Annotated in this window: 18 protein-coding genes and 1 tRNA gene; 8 read left to right on the plus strand and 11 right to left on the minus strand. The window is 61.4% G+C overall.

Translation table 11 applies throughout. From position 1 onward, the window contains the following. Positions 1-19: 19 nt before the first annotated feature. From B5G03_RS11955 to B5G03_RS11970, 4 genes are read right to left on the minus strand one after another with little or no spacing between them, the layout of a single operon-like run. Positions 20-448, minus strand: a complete 429-nt coding sequence (locus tag B5G03_RS11955) for a GtrA family protein (protein ID WP_087181928.1) — start codon at positions 446-448, stop codon at positions 20-22. A 35-nt stretch (positions 449-483) separates the two neighbouring features. Continuing rightward, entirely contained in the window at positions 484-717 is a 234-nt protein-coding gene (locus B5G03_RS11960; protein ID WP_087181929.1) for a hypothetical protein, read from the minus strand. Between the two features lie 21 nt (positions 718-738). After that, positions 739-2,238 carry an AMP-binding protein gene (locus B5G03_RS11965; protein ID WP_087181930.1) on the minus strand — a complete coding sequence of 500 codons (1,500 nt, stop codon included), beginning with the start codon at positions 2,236-2,238 and terminating at the stop codon, positions 739-741. Continuing rightward, the gene (locus tag B5G03_RS11970; RefSeq protein ID WP_087181931.1) at positions 2,235-3,110 is read right to left on the minus strand and encodes a VanW family protein; all 876 of its coding nucleotides are present in this window, start codon (positions 3,108-3,110) and stop codon (positions 2,235-2,237) included. Before B5G03_RS11970 ends, B5G03_RS11965 begins: the two co-directional genes overlap by 4 nt. Positions 3,111-3,343: 233 nt before the next feature. Between B5G03_RS11970 and B5G03_RS11975 the strand changes: the two genes are divergently transcribed. From B5G03_RS11975 to B5G03_RS11995, 5 genes are all read left to right on the plus strand, one after another. Then, positions 3,344-4,705 (plus strand): MFS transporter, encoded by a 1,362-nt coding sequence (locus tag B5G03_RS11975; protein ID WP_087181932.1) that lies wholly within the window; start codon positions 3,344-3,346, stop codon positions 4,703-4,705. 188 nt (positions 4,706-4,893) lie between these two features. After that, entirely contained in the window at positions 4,894-8,367 is a 3,474-nt protein-coding gene (gene mfd, locus B5G03_RS11980) for a transcription-repair coupling factor (protein ID WP_087181948.1), read from the plus strand. Positions 8,368-8,707: 340 nt separating this feature from the next. Next, positions 8,708-9,760: a zinc dependent phospholipase C family protein gene (locus tag B5G03_RS11985; RefSeq protein WP_087181933.1), complete on the plus strand. Its 1,053-nt coding sequence runs from the start codon at positions 8,708-8,710 to the stop codon at positions 9,758-9,760. Positions 9,761-9,819: 59 nt separating this feature from the next. Further along, entirely contained in the window at positions 9,820-10,548 is a 729-nt protein-coding gene (locus B5G03_RS11990; RefSeq protein ID WP_087181934.1) for an ABC transporter ATP-binding protein, read from the plus strand. Next, on the plus strand, positions 10,545-11,462 hold the full coding sequence (locus B5G03_RS11995) for a SufB/SufD family protein (protein WP_087181935.1): 918 nt from the start codon (positions 10,545-10,547) through the stop codon (positions 11,460-11,462). Before B5G03_RS11990 ends, B5G03_RS11995 begins: the two co-directional genes overlap by 4 nt. Before the next feature lie 203 nt (positions 11,463-11,665). On the opposite strand, the gene B5G03_RS12000 is transcribed toward B5G03_RS11995, so the two are convergent. The 6 genes from B5G03_RS12000 to B5G03_RS12025 all read right to left on the minus strand — a co-directional run bounded on the left by B5G03_RS12000 (position 11,666) and on the right by B5G03_RS12025 (position 17,326). Next, positions 11,666-11,875 carry a hypothetical protein gene (locus B5G03_RS12000; RefSeq protein ID WP_087181936.1) on the minus strand — a complete coding sequence of 70 codons (210 nt, stop codon included), beginning with the start codon at positions 11,873-11,875 and terminating at the stop codon, positions 11,666-11,668. 154 nt (positions 11,876-12,029) lie between these two features. Then, complete coding sequence (gene feoB, locus B5G03_RS12005) at positions 12,030-14,216, minus strand: ferrous iron transport protein B (protein ID WP_087181937.1); 2,187 nt, start codon at positions 14,214-14,216, stop codon at positions 12,030-12,032. A gap of 90 nt (positions 14,217-14,306) precedes the next feature. Beyond that, a complete protein-coding gene (locus tag B5G03_RS12010) occupies positions 14,307-14,537 on the minus strand; it encodes a FeoA family protein (RefSeq protein WP_087181938.1) in 231 nt (76 codons plus the stop codon). Between the two features lie 77 nt (positions 14,538-14,614). Then, complete coding sequence (locus tag B5G03_RS12015) at positions 14,615-14,827, minus strand: FeoA family protein (protein WP_242962439.1); 213 nt, start codon at positions 14,825-14,827, stop codon at positions 14,615-14,617. Positions 14,828-15,026: 199 nt separating this feature from the next. Then, positions 15,027-16,796: a Na/Pi cotransporter family protein gene (locus B5G03_RS12020; RefSeq protein ID WP_087181939.1), complete on the minus strand. Its 1,770-nt coding sequence runs from the start codon at positions 16,794-16,796 to the stop codon at positions 15,027-15,029. Between the two features lie 182 nt (positions 16,797-16,978). Beyond that, complete coding sequence (locus B5G03_RS12025; protein ID WP_087181940.1) at positions 16,979-17,326, minus strand: NusG domain II-containing protein; 348 nt, start codon at positions 17,324-17,326, stop codon at positions 16,979-16,981. A 174-nt stretch (positions 17,327-17,500) separates the two neighbouring features. On the opposite strand from B5G03_RS12025, the gene B5G03_RS12030 reads away from it, so the two are divergent. From B5G03_RS12030 to B5G03_RS12040, 3 genes are all read left to right on the plus strand, one after another. Further along, a complete protein-coding gene (locus B5G03_RS12030) occupies positions 17,501-18,094 on the plus strand; it encodes a sugar O-acetyltransferase (RefSeq protein ID WP_087181941.1) in 594 nt (197 codons plus the stop codon). A 93-nt stretch (positions 18,095-18,187) separates the two neighbouring features. Next, positions 18,188-18,982, plus strand: a complete 795-nt coding sequence (locus B5G03_RS12035; RefSeq protein WP_087181942.1) for a YcxB family protein — start codon at positions 18,188-18,190, stop codon at positions 18,980-18,982. Between the two features lie 34 nt (positions 18,983-19,016). Next, the gene (locus B5G03_RS12040; RefSeq protein ID WP_087181943.1) at positions 19,017-19,622 is read left to right on the plus strand and encodes an MBL fold metallo-hydrolase; all 606 of its coding nucleotides are present in this window, start codon (positions 19,017-19,019) and stop codon (positions 19,620-19,622) included. A 170-nt stretch (positions 19,623-19,792) separates the two neighbouring features. Here B5G03_RS12040 and B5G03_RS12045 read toward each other — a convergent pair. Continuing rightward, positions 19,793-19,869, minus strand: a tRNA-Arg gene (locus tag B5G03_RS12045). Positions 19,870-20,289 lie beyond the last annotated feature (420 nt).

Below are 20,289 nucleotides of genomic sequence, written 5' to 3' on the forward strand. Positions count from 1 at the left end.
GGCTTCTTTTTTGGAAAAATCAGTAGACGAAGGCGTTCTGTACCAGATAATTGATTACGAAAAGGGCCACGTCCACCGGGATTTTGGCGCCCAGTTCCGGAAGGGCGGGCACAAACGAAACCAGCAGCGCAACCAAAAATGCGCTGGCCAGGGTTTTGAGCACGGTGAGAATGGTGTAGAGGGTGGCGCTGCGCTGGTGGGCGGCCTGGCTCTGGAACACAAAGAAATAGTTGATCAGATAGTTCATCAGGCTGGAGAGCACCCGCGCCGCAATTGTTGCGGCGGTGATGTAGACCGCCTCCGGCAGATAAGGCCGCAGCGCGCAGCACAGCAGCCAGAACGCCCCCAGGTCCACCCCGGAGGAAACCAGCGAGGAGGCGGCAAAGGGCACGAAGGTCCGCCAGCCGTGTTTTTCGGCGGCAGACGTCAGGGAAATCGAAGAATTCATATCATGTTACTCCATCAAAACAGGGAAAAGCAGGGTCACAGCGCCGCACGCACGGCGGAAAGGATAGTCTGTGCGCTGTGCAGCGCATCGGGGGAAAGCTGAGTGGGCGAGAGCTCCACGCCCAGGTCCTCCAGTCCCTCGAACAGGGTGATACGGGCCAGGGAATCCATCAGCCCGCTCTCGATCAGGTCCACGCCCTCCTCCAGCGCCCGGGGTGTGCCGCAGGCCTGGACGATCAGATTCAGGATCATATCGTCGGTCAGTTGCATGGAAAAACCTCCTTTTGACGCTTAACGCAGAAATTCCCGGGCCAGGTGTGCCCGGTCGCACTTGCCGTTTTCCGTCACCGGCAGCTCCTCCAGCCAGACAAAGCGGCCGGGCAGCATGTAGGCGGGCAAGCGCAGGGCCAGCAGACGGCGGACTTCGTCGTCCGGCAGGCGGGCGGTTTCCGTCGCCTGCAAAAAGGCACAGATCCGGCGCACCCGGCCGTCCGGTGCACGCTGGGGCAGCACCGCTGCCCGCTCCACGCCGGGCAGGGTGCGCAGCGCGGCTTCCACCTCGCCGGGCTCGATACGCCAGCCGCAGTATTTCAGCTGATCGTCCAGGCGTCCGGTGCACCAGACGTGGCCATCCCGTACAAAACCGCTGTCGCCGGTGCGGTACCAGTCGCCGGAAAACCGGGCATCGCCGCTGCCGGGCAGGTAGCCGGAAAATACGCTCACGCCCCGCAGGGCCAGCTCGCCGGGTTCGCCCTCGGCCAGCACGGTGCCCTCCGGGCTGAGGGCGGCGATCTCCACCGCCGCATCCGCCGCAAGGCCCACCGGCAGAGGGCCTTCGGCAAAGGCGGCCAGGGCGTCGGCAGCATTCACCGCACACACCGCGCAGGCGGCTTCGGTGGGACCGTAGGCGTTCAACAGGGCCACGCCTGGAAAACGGGCCAGGAATTTTTCCGCCGCAGGCCTTGGCAGCGCCTCGCCGCAGCAGAACACCGCCCGCAGCTTGGGCATCAGCGCGGGAGAAAAGTCCCTGTCGCACAGGCACAGCTCCAGGAAGGTGGGGGTGCAGACCAGCACCGCCGCACCGCTGGCGCTAAGCCGCCGGAACAGCAGGGCCGGGTCGGCAAGCTCCTCGCGGGTCAGGCTCACCAGCCGTCCCTGCCCGCAGAAGGCAAGGGTCAGGTCCGCCAGCGAGAGATCGAAAGAAAAGGTCGCCTGCCCCACCACCGTTTCGCCGGGGGAAAGGGCCAGCGCGGGCTGGGCGGTGAGCCAGCGGGCGAAATTCGCCACGGCTCGCCGGGGCACCGGGATGCCCTTGGGCTGGCCGGTGCTGCCGGAGGAAAACAGGATATAGGCGGTCTGTTCCGGGCCGCAGGGCCGGGGCGCGGCCAGCGGTTCGATGATGCCCGGCTCACACATGGGCCAGAGGGGTGCGGTGGGCAGCTGCTCCGGCCAGGGGGCAGGGGCTTCGTCCGCAAACAGCAGGGCGGCGGCGCCCGCCTGACGGAACACCGCCTCCACCCGGGCGGCGGGCCAGCTTTCGTCACAGGGCACATAGGCCCGGCCCGCCAGCAGGCAGGCCAGCATGCCCACCGGCAGGGCGGGCTGCTTGTGGCCATAGAGCAGAATGGGGCCTTCGCCCGGCCAAAGCTGTTCCAGTGCGGCGGCCAGCACCCGGGCACGGGTGACCAGCTGGCCGTAGCTAAGCCCCCATCCGCCGCTTTCGTAGGCGGCCAGATGGGGGCTTTTGGCGCAGTGTTCCATAAGATCGGTCAAACAAATTTGTTCGTTCACAAAGCATTCTCCTTTTGGGTGGGGCGGCACCAGCGGCCGCCGTCCTCCTCGCGCAGCTCTTCGGGAGGAATCAGCGCCGGGTCAAACAGCACCCGGGACCGGTTGTCCAGAATCAGGTCCCGGCGCAGCACCGCGCCGCTGGCCCGGTCGATGGTGAGCTTGTACACCTGGCTCAGCCGGTAGTAGCCGCCCTCCAGGCGGGCGTAGTGGCTGTTTTCCTCCACCAGCCGGTAGCGGCAGGGGAAGGGCTGCAGGCAGCGCAGCTCGCCGCAGAGTTCATCCTCCCGCAGCCAGACCAGCAGCTGCACCGGCTGGCCGGTATCGTTGCGGAAGCGGTAGTCCACATTGTTGTAAAACACCGAGGTGCCGGTGCCAAAGGGCACGGTACGCCGCTCATCCGGGAACAACGCGTCGGAATGGTGGTGCAGCTCGGTGACGGTGAGGGGGCTGTTCAGCACCAGCCAGTGGATCAGGTTCGCCAGCTGGCACAGCCCGCCCCCGATGCCTCGGCCCAGATTGCCGCCGGAGATGGTCAGTCCTTCCTGGTAGCCCTTGCGGCGGGTGGCGTTGCCCACCGTGCGCCAGAAGGAAAAGGTCTCGCCCGGGGCGATGATCAGCCCGTTCACCTTCGCGGCAGCCAGCTCCAGATTGCGGGCCTTGCCCTCCTGCAGCCGGGGGGCCACCCCAGCCAGCCGGCGGCGGATCACCGAGCAGTGGCCCTTCACCAGAGCAGGCAGCGGCTCGGCCTGCCGGGTATTTGCGAACCGCTGGCGGCCGGTCAGGTCCCGCACCCGGCGCAGAAACCGTTCCTTACGCAGCGCGATCCAGTAGCACACCGGACCGTATTCACAAAACAGTTTTCGCTGCGCCATGGTGTTTCCTCCTCGTTGCCTCGCGGGCTTGCCCGGAAAAAGTATAAGCTTACGATACAATATCCCGGGGGAGATGTCAAACAACAAACGCCCGATCTGTTAAAAAATAAACGCATTTGTAAAATGGTTTTTGGTTGTACTTTGGTCCGGCCCATGCTACACTGAACATGGATTACTTCAAAAGTTTGAACAGTTGCCGCGGCGGATTTCGGCCCGGTGGAAAGGTGAGAAAAATGAAACTGCTCAAAGGATATACCAAGGAAGAAAAGAGCTGGATGATGTACGACTGGGCCAACAGCGCCCATTCGGTGATCGTGGTTACCATTCTGCCCATCTTCTACAATACGGTGGTGGGCTACATGGCGGACTCCGCTTCCGGCATGAGCACCTGGGGCTACGCCACCAGCGCGGCCATGGCCATCGTGGCGCTGCTGGCTCCGGTGCTGGGCGTGTTCGGCGACTTCAAGGGCATGCGCAAAAAGCTGTTTGTGGGCTTTATGCTGGTGGGCGTTGTGTCCTGTGCGGTGATGGCCGCCACCCCCATGATGAACTTCATGGAGCCGGGCATGGCGGAAAAGGTGGGCATGGCGGTGCTGGCACTGTACATTCTGTCCACCATCGGCTTCGCGGGCGCAAACCTGTATTACGACAGCTTCTTGAACGACGTGACCACCGAGGACCGGATGGACAAGGTGTCCACCATGGGTTACGGCATGGGCTACATCGGCGGCTCCACCATCCCGCTGCTGGTGTTCCTGATTCTGAACCTGGTGCTGGGCAGCGATAAGATGCTGTTCTGCCTGTCCTTCGCCTTCGGTCTGACCGCCGTGTGGTGGCTGGTGTTCAGTATCCCTCTGCTGAAAAATGTGGAGCAGAAGAGCTACAACGAAAAGACCAAGGGCGCTGTGGGTCACGCGCTGCGGGGCTTGGCCGGTACCGTGAAGGAGATCTTCCATCACAAGGCCATGTTCGTGTATCTGATCGCCTACTTCTTCTACATCGACGGCGTGAACACCATCATTCATATGTCCACCAGCTACGGTGACACCCTGGGCCTGGATTCCACCAGCATGCTGCTGGCGCTGCTGCTGGTGCAGGTGCTGGGCCTGCCCTTCTGCCTGCTGTACATCAAGGCCAGCGAAAAGTTCGGCGCCCGCGCGATGGTGGGTGTGGGCATCTGCATCTATGTGGGCGTGACCATTTTCGGCTTCTTCCTGCGGGAGGTCTGGCAGTTCTGGGTCATGGCCATCATGGTGGCCACCAGCCAGGGCGGCATCCAAGCGCTGAGCCGCAGCATGTTCGGTAAGATGATCCCGGACAAAAAGCGCAGCGGCGAGTTCTTCGGCTTCTACGATATTTTCGGCAAGTTCAGCGCCATCATGGGCCCGGCCCTGGTGGGCTGGAGCAGCGCCATTGCTTCGGGCGTGGCGCTGAACAAGATGGGCCTGACCCGTGCTACCGCCAGCGCCGAGGTGCTGGCCCAGGTGGACACCGCGGCCGCGCCCTGGGGCATTCTGAGCCTGCTGCTGATCTTCTTCGTGGGCGGCGGGTTGTATTTCTTCGTGCTGCCCCGCTATCTGAACGAGAAAAAGTAAAACCAAAAAGAAAACACAAAAGAAAACCGCCCCGAGGCAAAAAACGACTGGCCCCGGCGGCGGTTTTCTTTTATAATTTAGGTAGAACCGAAAAAAGCGGGCATGTGGCCCGCAGGACCCCCTGGCCCCCGAGAGGGCCGGGGCAAATGGTGCTGCCCGAAAACGGCAGAAAACAGAAAGGACACCCCATGTTCGAGAGCTTCAAACACACAGCGGAATACAAGCGCCTGCAAACGGCGCTGCAGACCCCCGGCGCGGCGGCATTGTTCGGCATGCCTCCGGTGGCCCACGCCCGCATTTTGAGCGAGCTGGCGGCCGACGGCGGCCGCAGCCTGCTGGTGGTGACCCCCGGCGAGGCCGAGGCCACCCGCTTTGCCCAGGACCTGGAGGCGCTGGGCATGCCCGCCGCGGTTTTCCCGCCCCGGGATTTTCTTCTGCGGCCCATCGAGGGTGCGGGCAGAGAATACGAGTACCGCCGCCTGGCGGTGCTGGGCGATCTGGTGGGCGGCCGCCTACGGGCGGTGTGCGTGCCCGCTGAGGCCCTGCTGCAATACACTGTGCCCAAAGCCGAGTTCTGCGCCAACACCCTGACCTTAAAGCCGGGCATGACCATCCCGGTGAAGGAGCTGGCCGCCCGACTGCTGGCGGCGGGCTACCACCGGCGCAGCCAGGTGGAAGGCCCCGGCCAGTTCAGCGTGAGGGGCGGCATTGTGGACGTGTTCCCGCCCGACTCCAAGGCCCCTGCCCGGGCCGAGTTCTGGGGCGATGAGATCGACACCCTGAACAGCTTCGACATCCTCAGCCAGCGCCGGGACGATGCGCTGGAGAAGGTGTACATCTCGCCCGCCCGGGAGGTGCTGTTCGGCGACGCGGCCGAGACTGCCGCCGCTTTGCGCAGTGCTCTTGCCGCCCAGAAGGGCCGCCGGGCCAGCGCCATGGAAAAGGCCATGGAGGCGGACCTTGCCCAGCTGGACGCGGGCCTTGTGCCCGAGGCGCTGGACAAGTACCTGGGCATCCGGTACCCCAAGCCCGCTACTCTGCTGGATTACTTCGACAACGCCATTCTGGTGCTGGAGGAGCCCAGCGCCATCCGGGAAGCCCACAAGGCTACCCAGTTCCGCCGCACCGAGGAAATGAAGGGCCTGTTTGAGGAGGGCCTGCTCTGCCCGGGGCTGGACGTGCTGTATCAGGACCTGCCGGATCTGATGCATGCGGTGGACAGCATGCCCAGCCTGTGCTGCGAGAACTTTGCCCGCACCATGCCGGAGGTAAAGCTGAAGGACATTGTAAATGCCCCGGCCCATGCCCACCCGCCCTTCAGCGGCGAGGTGGCCGCCTTGGCCGAGGACCTGGAGCCGCTGACCAAACAGGGTTACGTGGTGGAGCTGCTGGCGGGCACCTCCCGCGCCGCGGCGGCCCTGGCCAAGGACCTGGCGGCCAAGGGCTTTGCTGCCACTGCCGCCAAGGACGTATTGCCCGGCCCGGGTGTGGTTGCGGTGCGCCCGGGGCATCTGACCGGCGGCGCGGAGTTTCCCTTTGCCAAATACGCCCTCTTCACCAGCCGCAAGGCGGGCAGTGCCGACACCGGCAAAAAGCCTGCCAAAAAGAAGAATAAGGACGCTCTTTCCAGCCTGACCGACATCAAGCCCGGCGACTATGTGGTGCACCAGAACCACGGCATCGGCATGTACACCGGCATCCAGCGGCTGGAAGTGCAGGGGGTGGTGAAGGACTACCTGAAAATCAGCTACGACAAGGGCGACACCCTGTATGTGCCGGTCACCCAGCTGGACCTGCTCAGCCGCTACACCGCCCCCGGCGATTCCGACAAGGTGAAGCTGGCGAAATTAGGCGGCACGGAGTGGGCCAAGACCCGCCGCCGGGTGAAGACCGCCGCCGCCGAGATGGCCCAGGAGCTAATCGAGCTGTACGCCAAGCGGCGGCAGGCCAAGGGTTTCGCCTTCCCGGAGGACAGCGACTGGCAGCGGGACTTTGAGACTCGCTTTGAATACGACGAGACCGGCGACCAGCTCACCGCCGCCGCCGAGATCAAAAAGGATATGGAAAAGCCCTGGCCCATGGACCGCCTGCTCTGCGGCGACGTGGGCGTGGGCAAAACCGAGGTGGCCCTGCGGGCGGCCTTCAAGTGCATCATGGGCGGCAAGCAGTGCGCCATTCTGGCCCCCACCACTTTGCTGGCCTGGCAGCACTACAACGGTCTGTTGGCCCGGATGGAGGCCTTCCCGGTGAAGGCCGGGCTGCTCAGCCGGTTCCGCACCCCCACCCAGCAGAAGAACACCCTGCGGGGCCTGAAGGAGGGCACCGTGGACGTGGTGGTGGGCACCCACCGGCTGCTGAGCGACGACGTGAAGTTCAAAGACTTAGGGCTTGTGATCATCGACGAGGAGCAGCGCTTCGGCGTCAAGCACAAGGAGAAGCTGAAGGAGGCCTTCATCGGGGTGGATATGCTCACCCTGTCCGCCACGCCCATTCCCCGCACCCTGAACATGGCCATGAGCGGCATCCGGGACATGAGCACCATCGAGGAGCCGCCGGTGGAGCGCCAGCCCATCGAGACCTATGTGATGGAATACGACCGGACCATTGTGGCCGAGGCCATCAAAAAGGAGCTGGCCCGGGGCGGTCAGGTCTACTACCTGCACAACCGGGTGGACAGCATCGACGCCTGCGCCGGAATGGTGGGGCAGATGGTGCCCGGCGCCCGCATCGCCACCGCCCACGGCAAGATGACCGAGGAGCAGCTGTCCAAGGTGTGGCAGCAGCTGCTGGACGGCGAGATCGACGTGCTGGTCTGCACCACACTGATCGAGACCGGTGTGGACGTGCGCAACTGCAACACCCTCATCATCGAGGATTCCGACAAGATGGGCCTGGCCCAGCTGTATCAGATTCGGGGCCGGGTGGGTCGTTCCGGCCGCAAGGCCTACGCCTACTTCACCTTCCAGCGGGACCGGGTGCTCACCGATGTGGCCGCCAAGCGGCTTTCCGCCATTCGCGAGTTCACCAGCTTCGGCTCCGGCTTCCGCATCGCCATGCGGGATTTGCAGATTCGGGGCGCGGGCAACCTGCTGGGCCAGAGCCAGCACGGCCACATGGAGGCTGTGGGCTACGACCTGTATGTGAAGATCCTGAACAACGCCATTGCCATGGCCAAGGGCGAGGAGCTGCAGCCGGATAAGAGCGAATGCCTGATCGACATCACGGTGGACGCCTACATCCCCGAGCGGTACATCGCCGAGGCGGCGGGCCGCATCGAGGCCTACAAGCGCATTGCCGCCATCGAGACCGAGGAGGACGCCCAGGACGTGCTGGACGAGCTGATCGACCGGTACGGCGACGTGCCTGCCAGCGTGGCGGGCCTGGTGGACATCTCGCTGGTGCGTGTGAGCGCCGCCCGGGCCGGTATCTATGAAATCGGCCAGAAGCGGGACGCGCTGATCCTCTATTCCGACACGCTGAACGCTCAGCGCATCAAGCTGGCGGTGGCGGCTCTGCCCGGGCGAATCACCGTGAACAGCAGCGCCAAGCCCTATCTGGCGGTGCGGGTGGCCTCCGGCGAAAAGCCGCTGGACATCCTGAAACAGGCGCTCAATGCCCTGGGGCCCGTGCAGGAGAACACCTCGGGAACAGAAAAAGTATAAAATTGCATGCAAACGCCGCCCAAAGGGCAAAAAGAATGAAGGAAACACCGCACAATTCACGGCGAATGCCTCAGGCGGCGTATCACGCCAAAATTTTCCGTGCTGTTTTCCAAAAATGCTCGCCAATCCACAAAGGATTGGCTGCGCTTTTTGGTTCATATCACAAAAAATTTTCCGGCGTGCTCCACCACCTGGAATTGTGCAGTATTGCCTTGAGAAATTAACCAATATCGTGTAATATAAAAGGGTATGCGTGGTTTTTGCGCATACCCTTTTTTCAGCGATTTTACCGCCCCCGCATCAAGGCAAGGCCTGGGGGCTGAAAGGAAGATTGAATTCCATGCCGGAAGGCTATACTCACATCCGAACCGCCCGGGCGGCGGCGCGCCTGGCGAACATCGAACCCGCCGACCGCGCGGCCTTCGACTGCGGCGCCAACGGGCCGGATATGCTGTTCTGTTACCGGGTCTGGCGCAAGAGCGCCCGCCGGGGCGAGGACCTGCCCAAGATCGGCGACCGGCTGCACAATGAAAACACCGGTGCATTTTTGCAGGCGCTGCTGGAAACGGCCAAGACTCCGGCTCAGCAGAGCTACGCGCTGGGCTTTTTGTGTCACTACGCGGCGGACTGCGCGCTGCACCCTTATGTGGTGATGATCACCAAGCCGGGCGCTGCCTACGGCATGCCGGGCGGCCACGGCTATTTTGAGATCGCACTGGACAGCTTTCTCCACCAAAAGGATACCGGAAAAAGCGCGGTGCCGGTGGACGTGAACACCCCCGCCCTGAGCGAGGAGGCGCTGGAGGGTGCGGCCGAGCTTTTGCAGGCGGGCATCCGGGCGGCGCTGGGCCAGACCGTGAGCCGCCGTGCGGTGAAGGACAGCTTTGTCCACACCCGGCTGCTGCGCCGGCATTTTGTGAGCCGGATGCGGGTCAAATACGCCCTCTTCTGGCTGGTGGAGCCGCTGTTTGGCGGCCGCGGCTTCATCACCGGCCACATCACCCCCGCCCGTCTCAAGGGGACCGGCAAAAACGAGACCCCGCTGCCGGAGGTGTGGGAGCATCCCTTCACCGGCGAGGAGCAGCAGGCCGACCTGGCCGCGCTGCTGGAGCAGGCCGAGCGCACCGGCGCGGCTTATATGATGGCCGCCCAGGGCTACTGGCAGGGCAAGCTTCGCCTGGAAAAGGTGATGGGCATCATCGGGTCCCGCAGCTATCTTTCCGGCCTGGAGGACGAGCTGAGCGCCCCGCGTCTGGAAGAGAGCCAGGAGGCGGCCGCAGAGTCTGAGCAGCCGCAGCTGGAAACACCGGAGCAGGAACCGGAAGCGGCCGAGGAGCCGAAATGGCGGGATATTGACATTTTTGACGAACTGGACCATAATAGTGTAGGTTAATAAAAAAGAACCGGCCCATTCCGGGCCTGTGGTTTGAAAATAAAGTGAGGAAGAATGCTATGCTGAAACTGGAGCATCTGGCCTGGAGCATTCCGGGCGGCGAGAGCATCATCAAGGACATCGACCTGGAGCTGGGCGAAGGCAAGCTGGTGGTGGTCACCGGCCCCAACGGCGGCGGCAAGACCAGTCTGGCCAAGCTGATCGCCGGTGTGGAGACCCTGACCGGCGGCCGCATCATTTTTGACGGCGAGGACATCACCGATCTGGACGTGACCCAGCGGGCCAAAAAGGGCCTGGCTTACGCCTTCCAGCAGCCGGTGCGCTTTAAGGGCCTCACCGTGCGGGATATGCTGGAGCTGGCCGCAGGTGAAAAGCTGAACGAGGGCGCGCTCTGCGCGCTGATGGGCAAGGTGGGCCTTTGCGCCAGCGAATACATCGACCGCGAGCTGAACGCCAGCCTGTCCGGCGGCGAGATCAAGCGCATCGAGATCGCCAGCGTGCTGGCCCGCAAGGCCAAGCTGTCCATCTTCGACGAGCCGGAAGCCGGCATCGACCTGTGGAGCTTTGCCCGCCTGGTGGAGACCTTTGAGGAGCTGCGCGCCAAGAGCACCGGCACCCTGCTGGTGATCAGCCATCAGGAGCGTATCCTGTCCATCGCCGACGAGATCGTTGTGATCGCCGACGGCAAGGTGCGCCAGCACGGCCCCCGGCAGGAGATCCTGCCCCAGCTGCTGGCCAATGAACACGCGGTGCGCTGCCCGCTGGAAAAGGAGAGTGCGATCGTATGAACCAGATCACCGACGAACTGCTGCGCCTGATCTCCGCCAACCCCATCGACGGAAAGAGCGCTTTCAACATCCGGGAGGACAGCCAGTGCGCTGGCCGCCAGTCCACCGAGAATATCTCCATTGAGAACAAAGAGGGTGCGCCCGGCATCGTGATCCGGGTCAAGCCCGGCACCAAGGGCGAGACCGTGTACATCCCCGCCTGCGTGACCCACGCCGGTGTGGACGATCTGGTCTACAACGACTTCTATATCGGCGAGGGCGCCGACGTGACTGTGCAGGCCGGCTGCGGCGTGCACAGCGAAGGCGAGGAGCAGGCCCGCCACAACGGCATCCACCGCTTCTTCCTGGAAAAGAACGCCAAGGTGCTGTATCTGGAAAAGCACATCGCCACCGGCAGCGGCACCGGCGAGAAGCGCATTGACCCGGTGACCGACATCGAGCTGGCCGAGGGCGCCAGCCTGGAGATGGACACCGTGCAGCTGGGCGGCGTGACCAGCACCACCCGCAAGACCCGCGCGGTGCTGCAGAAGGACGCCCGCCTGGTGGTGCGTGAGCGCATCATGACCGACGGCGACGAGTACGCCCGCACCGATTTTGTGGTGCGCATGGAGGGCGAGGGCAGCGCCTGTGACCTGGTGAGCCGCAGCGTGGCCCGGGGCAACTCCCGTCAGGAGTTCTATTCCACCCTGAAGGGCAACGCCGCCTGCACCGGCCATTCCGAGTGCGACGCCATCCTGGCCGAGAACGGCAAGGTGCTGGCCCAGCCCGGTCTGGAGGCAAACCATGTGGATGCTCAGCTGATCCACGAGGCCGCCATCGGCAAGATCGCCGGTGAGCAGCTGCTCAAGCTGCGCACCCTGGGTCTGACCAGCGAGGAAGCCGAGGAGAAGATCATCCAGGGCTTCCTAAAATAATCTGCTTTTCAAAGTACGCCGGAGAATACTCCGGCGTATTTTTTGTGTCGCTGGGGTTTTCCACAGAGAAAGGCCGTTCTTGTGGAAAAACAGGCGGAAAATGCAGCACCGCCCGGGAAGTATTTCCCGGGCGGTGCTGCTGTTTGAAAAAGAAGATTGGAAGAAATCTTTAGGGGAATGTCTCAATTGAAAACCGGCGGCACTCACCGGGAATGATTTGAGGCGGGGGCGTTCCGGTCCGGTGCAGGGTGGCTGCAATGCCCGCCCGCGTGGCAGCTGCCGGAACATCCGGCACAGCCGCCGGAGCATCCGCAGCAGCCGCCCTTGCCGCCAAAATGTTTCCTGGTGGCCAGAACGGCCAGCACCAGCAGCACCGCAACGATCCCGAGTACGATCCAATCGGCAGGATTCATAAAAGCACCTTCTTTCCGCCGCAGCGCGTGCGGCTCATTTTTTGAAGTGTTTTTTCAGCCAGTCCGCCAGGCGAAACAGGCCCATGGCCGCAAAGTAGAGTGCCAGAAACGCGGCCAGCACATAGAGCATGGAAACAGACGGTTCACCCATGGCTTACGCGGCGGCCTCCACCGAACGTTTGGCGTAGACCCGGTTTGCCTTATAGGGGTCCGGACGGAACAGCAGGAACAGCATGACCGCCAGCACCGCGAAGGCGATGAAGGTCCAGGGGTTCACGGCCACCTGACCGGCGGCCAGACCGCCCAGCTGGTAGACGATGAGCGCCACTGCATAGGCGAAGATATTCTGATAGAGGATAGCAAACCAGAACCATTTGCGGTCCTGCATTTCCTTGGCCATGGTGGCGATGGCCGCCAGGCAGGGGCTGTTCAGCAGGTTGAAGACCAGGAAGGAGAAGCCTGCGGCCGCGCAGGGGAACCAGGCGCCCACCGCGGCGGCAACTGCGCCGGTGTCCTCCACCAGATCCTCGGATACGTTGGCCAGCACGCCCATGGTGGTAACGATGGCCTCCTTGGCGGTGAAGCCGGAGATGGAGGAAGCCACGGGCTGCCACTGGCCGAAGCCCAGGGGGGCGAAAATCACGGCGATGGCGCTGCCCACTACGGCCAGCAGGGAAGCGGAGGTGTCCTCCACCAGGCCGAAGGCGCCGTTCTCAAAGCCGAAGCTGGAAAGGAACCACATGACCACGCAGGCCAAAAACAGAATGGTACCGGCCTTGATCAGGTAGCCCCGCAGCCGTTCCCATACGTGCATCAGCACGGTTTTGGCGCTGGGCATGTGGTAGGCGGGCAGCTCCATCACAAAGGGAGCGGGCTTGCCGGAGAAGGGTTTTGTCTTTTTGAGCATGATGGCGGACACCAGCACCGCGCCAATGCCGATCAGATACATCACCGGGCCCAGGTTTGCCGCCAGCAGCTTGCTGCCGGTGGCCTGGCCCGCCATCACCGCGCTGAGCAGGGCAATGACCGGCAGCTTTGCGCCGCAGGGCACGAAGGTGGTGGTCATGATGGTCAGGCGGCGGTCGTTGTCCTGCTCGATGGTCTTGGAGGCCATGATGCCGGGCACACCGCAGCCGGAGGAGATCATCAAGGGAATGAAGCTCTTACCGGAAAGGCCGAAGTGGCGGAAGATCCGGTCCATCACGAAGGCGATGCGCACCATGTAGCCGCAGTCCTCCAGAATGGAAAGGAAGAGGAACAGAATCGCCATCTGGGGCGCGAAGCCCAGAACTGCGCCCACGCCGCCGATGATGCCGTCCACCACCAGGCTGATGAGCACATCGCTTACGCCTGCGCCGGTCAGCAGGTCGCCCACCATACCCTGGATACCGCCCACAAAGGTGTCGTTGGTCCAGTCGGTGACCCAGGTGCCCACGGTGGAAACCGAAATGAAGTACACCGCCCACATAATCAGCAGGAAAATGGGCAGGCCCAGCACCCGGTTGGTCACCACCCGGTCGATCCGGTCGGACAGGCTCATCTGTCCGGCGGGCTTTTTCACAGTGGCGTGCACCAGGCCCTGAATGTGGCGGTAGCGCTGGTCGGTGATGACCGCCTCCACATCATCGTCATATTCCTTGGCGATGGCATCGGCAAGGGGCTTGTAAGCGTTGTCTGCATCCAGATGCAGCTGCTCCAGCACCTTGGCATCCTGCTCCAGCAGCTTGATGGCGTACCAGCGCTGCTCCTGCTCCGGCACACCGGCGGGCAGGTTGGCGCAAACTTCAGAAATCTTTTCCTCAATTGCCTTTTCAAAAATGGCCCCGGGGCGCTTGACCTGACGGCTTTTGGCCAGCTTCACAGCTTCCGCCACCACTTCTTTCAGGCCGGTGCCCTTCAGGGCGCTGGTCTCCACGATGGGGCAGCCCAGCCGCAGCGAAAGGTCGGCCACGTCGATGCGGATGCCGTTTTTCTTTACCAGGTCGCTCATGTTCAGCGCCACCACCACCGGGATACCGGTCTCGATCAGCTGACCGGTCAAGTAGAGGTTGCGCTCGATGTTGGTGGCGTCCACCAGATCAATGATCACGTCCGGGCGGTCGTTCAAAATGTAATCCCGGGTGACCACCTCTTCCAGCGTATAGGGGGAAAGGGAATATACGCCGGGCAGGTCGGTCACATCGACTACTTCGCCCTTTTTGCCGGTTTTCAGCTTGCCGGTCTTTTTCTCCACGGTAACGCCGGGCCAGTTGCCCACATATTGATTCGCGCCGGTCAACGCGTTGAACATGGTGGTCTTGCCGCAGTTCGGGTTGCCGGCCAGTGCGATGGTGATTGCCATAGCTGTGAATGCCACCTCCAGTTGCGGTTCGCTTGAGCAAACCTGAATTAGCTTGAACTAACTATTGGGCGAAAAAAATGACCGCGCCGCTTATGCGGTCACCGGTTCCACGTCCACACAGGCGGCGTCCGCCTTGCGCAGCGTAAGCTCGTAGCCTCGCACGGTGATCTCCACCGGGTCGCCCAGAGGGGCAACCTTGCGGATGTGGATCTCGCTGCCCTTGGTGAGGCCCATGTCCATGATGCGGCGCTTGTAGGCGCCCTCGCCGTTGATGCGGCGCACGGTCACCCGGGTGCCGACTTTTGCGTCCTGTAGGGTCATGTTCGTTTCTCCTCCTCAAAGCTCCGGCCGCTGGGCCGGCTTATCGTGAACAGCCAGCGGGCAAGGCCCGCCGCCGTTTACACATAGATATGCAGAGCCTGCTCCTGGTTGATGGCGATACGGGCGTCCTTTACATGGACAATCACATCGCCCTGCAGCTGGTTGATCAGCGTGACGCTGACTCCCTCGTGGAAACCCAGCGCCCGCAGATGGGCGCGTACCTCGGAATTGCCGCTGAGCCGCCGGATCACATAGGACTGACCGGCCGCTGCCATAGAAATGGGCATCATAACGCATCCTTTCCTTCACACGCGGCGCCCGTCCCGGGCCCGGTGGCTCTCATTGAGTTAGCTTCTTCTAACTGCAATACAAGGTTAGCACCGACTAACGCCTTTGTCAAGAGATTGACGCAAAATTTTTTTCGGGGCAAACAAAAAGCCCCATGCGCATGGCATGGGGCGGTATGGCAATTTAAAAATCCGGGAGCGGTCAGGCCATCTGGGGCAGCAGCTCCAGGTATTTCTGCCGGTAATCCTCCAGCAGGCGGTTGTATTCCGGGTTTGCTCCCGCGTGCAGAGCCTGCTTGCGGGCGTGGGCGTCCACGTCCAGCTCATTGCCCACCAGGCGGCCGGCAATGTTGGAGCAGTGGTCGGATACACGCTCGGCGTTGGTGATGATGTCCAGGAACACAATGCCCGCTTCCAGCTCGCACCGGCCGGATTTCAGCCGCAGAATGTGGCGCTCCCGCATGGCAAAGCAGATCTGGTCCACCGTTTCCTCCAGCGGTTCCACCTGCTGGGCCTTGGTCAGGTCTGCGCCGGAAAAAGCGCCGGAGGTCAATTGCAGGATCTCCTTCACGGCCCGGTACAGCAGCTCCAGCTCCTGTTTGGCGGCGGAGGAGAAATGCAGCTCCCGGTCCTGCACCCGCTGGGCGCATTCCAGAATGTTGATGGAATAATCACCGATCCGCTCGTATTCGCCGATCAGCTTGAGCAGCTCGGTGATCTGGCGGTTCTCATTTTCGGTGAGCTCCCGGTCACCGATCTTCACCAGATAATCGGAAATGGAGACCTCCATCTTATCCAGAAGATCCTCGCGGGTCTGGATGTTCAGGGTCACCTCGTCGTTGTAGTGCTCCAGCTGGCCGAAGGCCTTGCAGAAGTTGGTGGAGGCGCGGCTGCCCATCTTCTCCACCGCGGCCCGGGCCTGCTGCAGGGCAACGGCGGGGCTGGTGAACAGGCGCTCGTCCAGCACCGGCAGCGACAGGTCCTGGGCATCCTCCGCCCGCTCGGGAATCGTCTTTTCTGCCAGCCAGGCCAACGCCCGGGTGAAGGGCATGAACATCAGGGTGACCAGTACGTTGAACAGGGTATGGAAGTTGGCGATGTCGCCCTTGCTCATCACCTGGTCCCAGAAGGGGAACAGGCCTACGGCCTTCAGCCCGTAGACGCCCACCAGGAAGACGGTGGTACCGATCACGTTGAAGTAAAGGTGCACGATGGCGCTGCGCTTGGCGCCGGTGGAGGCACCGATGGAAGCGATCAGCGGGGTGGAGCAGGTGCCAATGTTCTGGCCCAGAATGATGGGAATGGCACTGCCCCAGGTGATGGCGCCGGTGGTGGACAGCGCCTGCAGGATGCCCACACTGGCCGAGGAGGACTGAATGGCCACCGTGACCAGTGCACCGGCCAGCACGCCCAGAATGGGGTTCTGCAGGCTGGAGAACAGCTGTACGAAGAAGGGACTGTCCTTCAAGGGGGCCACTGCGGCCTCCATGGTGAACATGCCGGTGAACAGGATGCCGAAGCCCATCATGATCTGGCCGATGTTGCGCTTTTTGGGCGCCTTGAAGAACACGAACAGAATCGCGCCCGCAAAGGCCACCAGCGGGCTGAAGGTGCTGGGCTTGAGCATGGTGAGCAGCCAGCCGCCGCCGGAAATATCCGACAGGCGGATCAGCTGACCGGTGACCGTGGTGCCGATGTTGGCGCCCATGATCACGCCGATGGCCTGGGGAAGGGTGAAGATGCCGGAGTTCACCAGGCCCACGCAGATCACGGTGGTGCCGGCCGAGGACTGGATCAGGCCGGTGATCACCGCGCCCAGCAGCACCGCACGGGGAACCGAGCGGGTGAGCCGCTGCAAAACGCCTTCCAGCTTGCCGCCGGCCAGTTTTTCCAGGCCGGCGCCCATGATGGACATGCCGTATAAAAACAGCGCAATGCCGCCGGCCAGATTGATCACATTGAAAATGGTCATAAAACACAGACTCCTGAATATTGTGATGTGTGTATACCAATGCCCATTATACCATTATTTTACGGATTCGGGCCGAAAAAGCACGAAATATTTTACCTGGATTTTGCGAAAATAAGGTGGAAAACATCATTTTTGACATAAAATATCCCCTTTTCCGCCCGGCAAAGGGGAAGGGGAACGGCTCAGTTTTCGCTGAGTACGATCAGAGTGGCCCGGGCGGGCAGGCAGGCGGCCCAGTCATCCTCCCGGCTCAGCCAGCCGAAGCCCTCGCACTTGTGATCCGGGCAAGGGGAATCCACAAAGGCGATGCGGCCGTCCTCCACCGTCAGGTGGATGGTGTAGTAGCCGGTGTCGATGTCGTATTGGGCATCCTTGTTCAGGGGGATCTCCATCACGGTGTTGTCGTCCCCGTAGGTGAGTTCCGCCACACCGCCCGCTCCGCGGCCGCTGTTCATCCAGAACAGCACCCCGGCGGCGGCCAGCAGTGCGGCCGCGAAGATCACATTGATCCAGAGTTTTTTGGAACGCATGGGAGTAAGGCTCCTCTCGTCAATCTTGGGAATTGAATGCCTCAAATGGGCAGACACATTTAGTATAACAAAAAAATTCCCGGCCGAAAAGTGCGAAGCGTGGGAATTGGCGAAAGTTCGCCCAGATGATATGATAGAGAAAAACGCCGCAGGCGAAAAAGGAAGAGGATAAGAATGGATCAGAAAATGGAATGCCTGAAAAGCCCGCTGGGATATATGGGGATCAATCCGAATATCCCCAATGAGTGGAAGGAGAATGCACAGAAGCTGTGCTGGGAATACAACCAGACCCCGCCCGACTGGCGCAAGCGGGCAGAGCTTCTGAAACGGCTGCTGGGTACCTGTAATTCGCGCACCTTCATCGAGCCTTCCTTCCGGTGCGATTACGGCTTCAATATCCACACCCACGGCCTGGTGGTGATCAATTATAACTGCGTGATTCTGGATACCTCGCCGGTGAACCTGGGAGAGGGCGTGTTTCTGGCGCCGGGCGTGTGTCTGGCCTGTGCCGGTCATGCTCTGGACCCGGAGCAGCGGGCTCAGGGAATCGGGACCTCCAAGCCCATCGCGCTGGAGGATGGCGTGTGGGTCGGCGCCAACGCTGTGGTGTGCGGCGGCGTGACCATCGGCAAGGGTTCGGTGATCGGTGCGGGAAGCGTGGTCACCCGGGATATCCCGGCGGGCGTGGTGGCTGCGGGCGTGCCCTGCCGGGTGATTCGTCCGATCACTGAGGCGGACCGCATCGACCCGGAACAGCTGTTGTTCTGACTGGAAGTAAAATTCAAAAACCATTCACGAAATACAAAGGATGCCATGCTATACTGGGCCCAAAGAAAGCGTTTGCCCGGAGGAGGAACGGCCATGGAATCCGGATTTTTGTTCAGAATTACCCCTATCGACGATGCGCTGACTCCTCAGCTGAGCCGTGTGCTGGAGCGGTACACGCAGCTGGAGTCCCGAAAACGGCTTCCGGCCTTGTGGCAGCTCACTGATTGGCTGGACCGGGTGCCGAAAGCGGACCCGGAGGTGCTGAAAAAACGCCGCAAAAGAGAGGGCGTGCTGGGTATCCTGCTTTGGGCGGTGAGCATGTTTTTGCTGGTGCCTTCCGTGATGGAGTCCAAGGCAATGGCAGGGCCCCTGGTGCTGAGCATTTTTGGCTTTTTGCTGAGCTGCGCGGCGATGAAAAGCACGCAGCGAACGCTGATGGCCGGATTGAATCTGGTCATGAGTGCGATTTTGTGTCTGGGTGCACTGCTGGCGTTTGATTCGCTGAAAGCGTTGCTGGCGCCGGGAGCGCTCTGCCTTGCGGTGGGGATCTGGGCGCTGGCCGGAAAACGAATGCACCGGAAGGAGTCCGGCTTTGACCGGGGGGCACGGGAGCTTGTGCGCCGGCGCGGGACGGTGGAAAATCCGGAAAACGTCCGGGTGGAGTTCACCGAAGCGGGCATGATTCTGAGCGATGGTAACGATGAGGATGCGCAGTGCTTTGAGTACCCGGAGTTCTTCTTTGTGTGCGAGACCGATGCGCTGCTGGTGCCGGTCTGCGGGCAGCGGGCGCTTGTTCTGCAGAAAAAGGATCTGGAAGCGGGTTCGGTGGAACAGCTGCGGGCATTTTTGCAGGAGCAGGTATCCTATGAACAACTGGAAACAGCCTGAGAGGCTTCTTATATAAAGGAAAGAAGGAATCCGTATGAAATGGGAATGGCTGACCGGGCAGGTCGGATACCTTCCCGCCACGGAATCGCCGCTCTCGGCGGACGTGGGTCTGGTGCGAACAGACGAAATGCTCTGGGTCTATGATGTGGGCAGTACGCCCGATGTGGCTGCCGCAGTCAATGCGCTGCCGGGAAAGAAAACGGTGGTGCTGTCCCACTTTCATCCGGACCATATGGGCAATCTGGGGCGGGTGGAGTGCGAGACCTTTTATGGCGGCGCGTTCACCTGCAAAAAAGCCGGCGGAGGGATTGTGGTTTCCCAGGATCTGTTTTTGCCGGAGGGGGTACATCTGTTCCCATTGCCTTCCATTCATGCCAAAGGCTGTATAGGGATGGAGTACGGCGGCTATGCCTTTTTGGGAGACGCCCTTTATCCGGCGGTCAAGGCGGGCCAGGCGGTATACAACGTGAGTTTACTGGCGCAGCAGCTGCAAATACTGAAAGGGCTGCGGGCAGAATGGTTTTTGGTCAGCCACAGCAGGCCCTTTGCCCAGCACCGGGATGCGGTGCTTGCCCGGCTGGAGACGCTGTATGCCCGGCGTGTGCCGGGGCAAACCTATTTGCCGGCAGAAATGAATTAAGAAAAAGAAAAAAGGCTGCTGCATTTCTTTTGGAAATGCAGCAGCCTTTGGAACATTGAAATGGTACTTCTTTACAATTTCCTTCCAAAAGCCCGGGCAGGCAGCAGAAGTGAGTGAAAAGTGAATGGCGAATAAGTAAAAACCCCGAACGCAATCGCATTCGGGGTTTTTGGTGCGCCCGGCGGGATTCGAACCCACGGCCTTTAGAGTCGGAGTCTAACGCGCTATCCAGCTGCGCCACGAGCGCACATCAATCGGTGCAGAAATTATATTATCATATTTTCAAGGCTTTGAAAAGGCTTTTTCTCAAAAAAGATGAAAAAGTTTTCGGCATGGAAAAACCACAATAATGAAGCGAGTCGAAAAACGCCTTATATATAATGCAATTATATGCGGAAAAAACGGGGCTTCGCGAAAAAAGAGAAAGAAAATTGAAAAAAGTTGTTGACATGTGTTCCATGGTGTGGTATTATAATCAAGCTGTCGCGAGAGACAGCGAGCCGCTGAAAAGCTAATAAAAATATTTCAAAAAGTGCTTGACAAACAAGACTTTGCGAGATATAATAAACAAGCTGTCCCGCGAGGGAGAGCGGCACAGGACCTTGAAAATTGAACAATATCGAAGCTTGAACGGAACCTTATCGTGATGGAAAATCACGTTAAACAA

Origin of the sequence: Gemmiger sp. An50 (genome assembly GCF_002161595.1) — a bacterium.
Classification (GTDB): Bacteria; Bacillota; Clostridia; order Oscillospirales; family Ruminococcaceae; genus Allofournierella.

Bases quoted from the DNA above. Each gene is read 5' to 3' on its own strand.
- B5G03_RS11985 (WP_087181933.1), top strand. From the start codon at position 8,708: ATGCCGGAAGGCTATACTCACATCCGAACCGCCCGGGCGGCGGCGCGC.
- B5G03_RS11960 (WP_087181929.1), bottom strand. From the start codon at position 717: ATGCAACTGACCGACGATATGATCCTGAATCTGATCGTCCAGGCCTGC.
- B5G03_RS12000 (WP_087181936.1), bottom strand. From the start codon at position 11,875: ATGAATCCTGCCGATTGGATCGTACTCGGGATCGTTGCGGTGCTGCTG.
- B5G03_RS11970 (WP_087181931.1), bottom strand. From the start codon at position 3,110: ATGGCGCAGCGAAAACTGTTTTGTGAATACGGTCCGGTGTGCTACTGG.
- B5G03_RS11955 (WP_087181928.1), bottom strand. From the start codon at position 448: ATGAATTCTTCGATTTCCCTGACGTCTGCCGCCGAAAAACACGGCTGG.
- feoB (WP_087181937.1), bottom strand. From the start codon at position 14,216: ATGGCAATCACCATCGCACTGGCCGGCAACCCGAACTGCGGCAAGACC.
- B5G03_RS11975 (WP_087181932.1), top strand. From the start codon at position 3,344: ATGAAACTGCTCAAAGGATATACCAAGGAAGAAAAGAGCTGGATGATG.
- B5G03_RS11995 (WP_087181935.1), top strand. From the start codon at position 10,545: ATGAACCAGATCACCGACGAACTGCTGCGCCTGATCTCCGCCAACCCC.
- B5G03_RS12020 (WP_087181939.1), bottom strand. From the start codon at position 16,796: ATGACCATTTTCAATGTGATCAATCTGGCCGGCGGCATTGCGCTGTTT.
- B5G03_RS12010 (WP_087181938.1), bottom strand. From the start codon at position 14,537: ATGACCCTACAGGACGCAAAAGTCGGCACCCGGGTGACCGTGCGCCGC.
- B5G03_RS12035 (WP_087181942.1), top strand. From the start codon at position 18,188: ATGGAATCCGGATTTTTGTTCAGAATTACCCCTATCGACGATGCGCTG.
- B5G03_RS12025 (WP_087181940.1), bottom strand. From the start codon at position 17,326: ATGCGTTCCAAAAAACTCTGGATCAATGTGATCTTCGCGGCCGCACTG.
- B5G03_RS12030 (WP_087181941.1), top strand. From the start codon at position 17,501: ATGGATCAGAAAATGGAATGCCTGAAAAGCCCGCTGGGATATATGGGG.
- B5G03_RS12040 (WP_087181943.1), top strand. From the start codon at position 19,017: ATGAAATGGGAATGGCTGACCGGGCAGGTCGGATACCTTCCCGCCACG.
- B5G03_RS11990 (WP_087181934.1), top strand. From the start codon at position 9,820: ATGCTGAAACTGGAGCATCTGGCCTGGAGCATTCCGGGCGGCGAGAGC.
- B5G03_RS12015 (WP_242962439.1), bottom strand. From the start codon at position 14,827: ATGATGCCCATTTCTATGGCAGCGGCCGGTCAGTCCTATGTGATCCGG.
- mfd (WP_087181948.1), top strand. From the start codon at position 4,894: ATGTTCGAGAGCTTCAAACACACAGCGGAATACAAGCGCCTGCAAACG.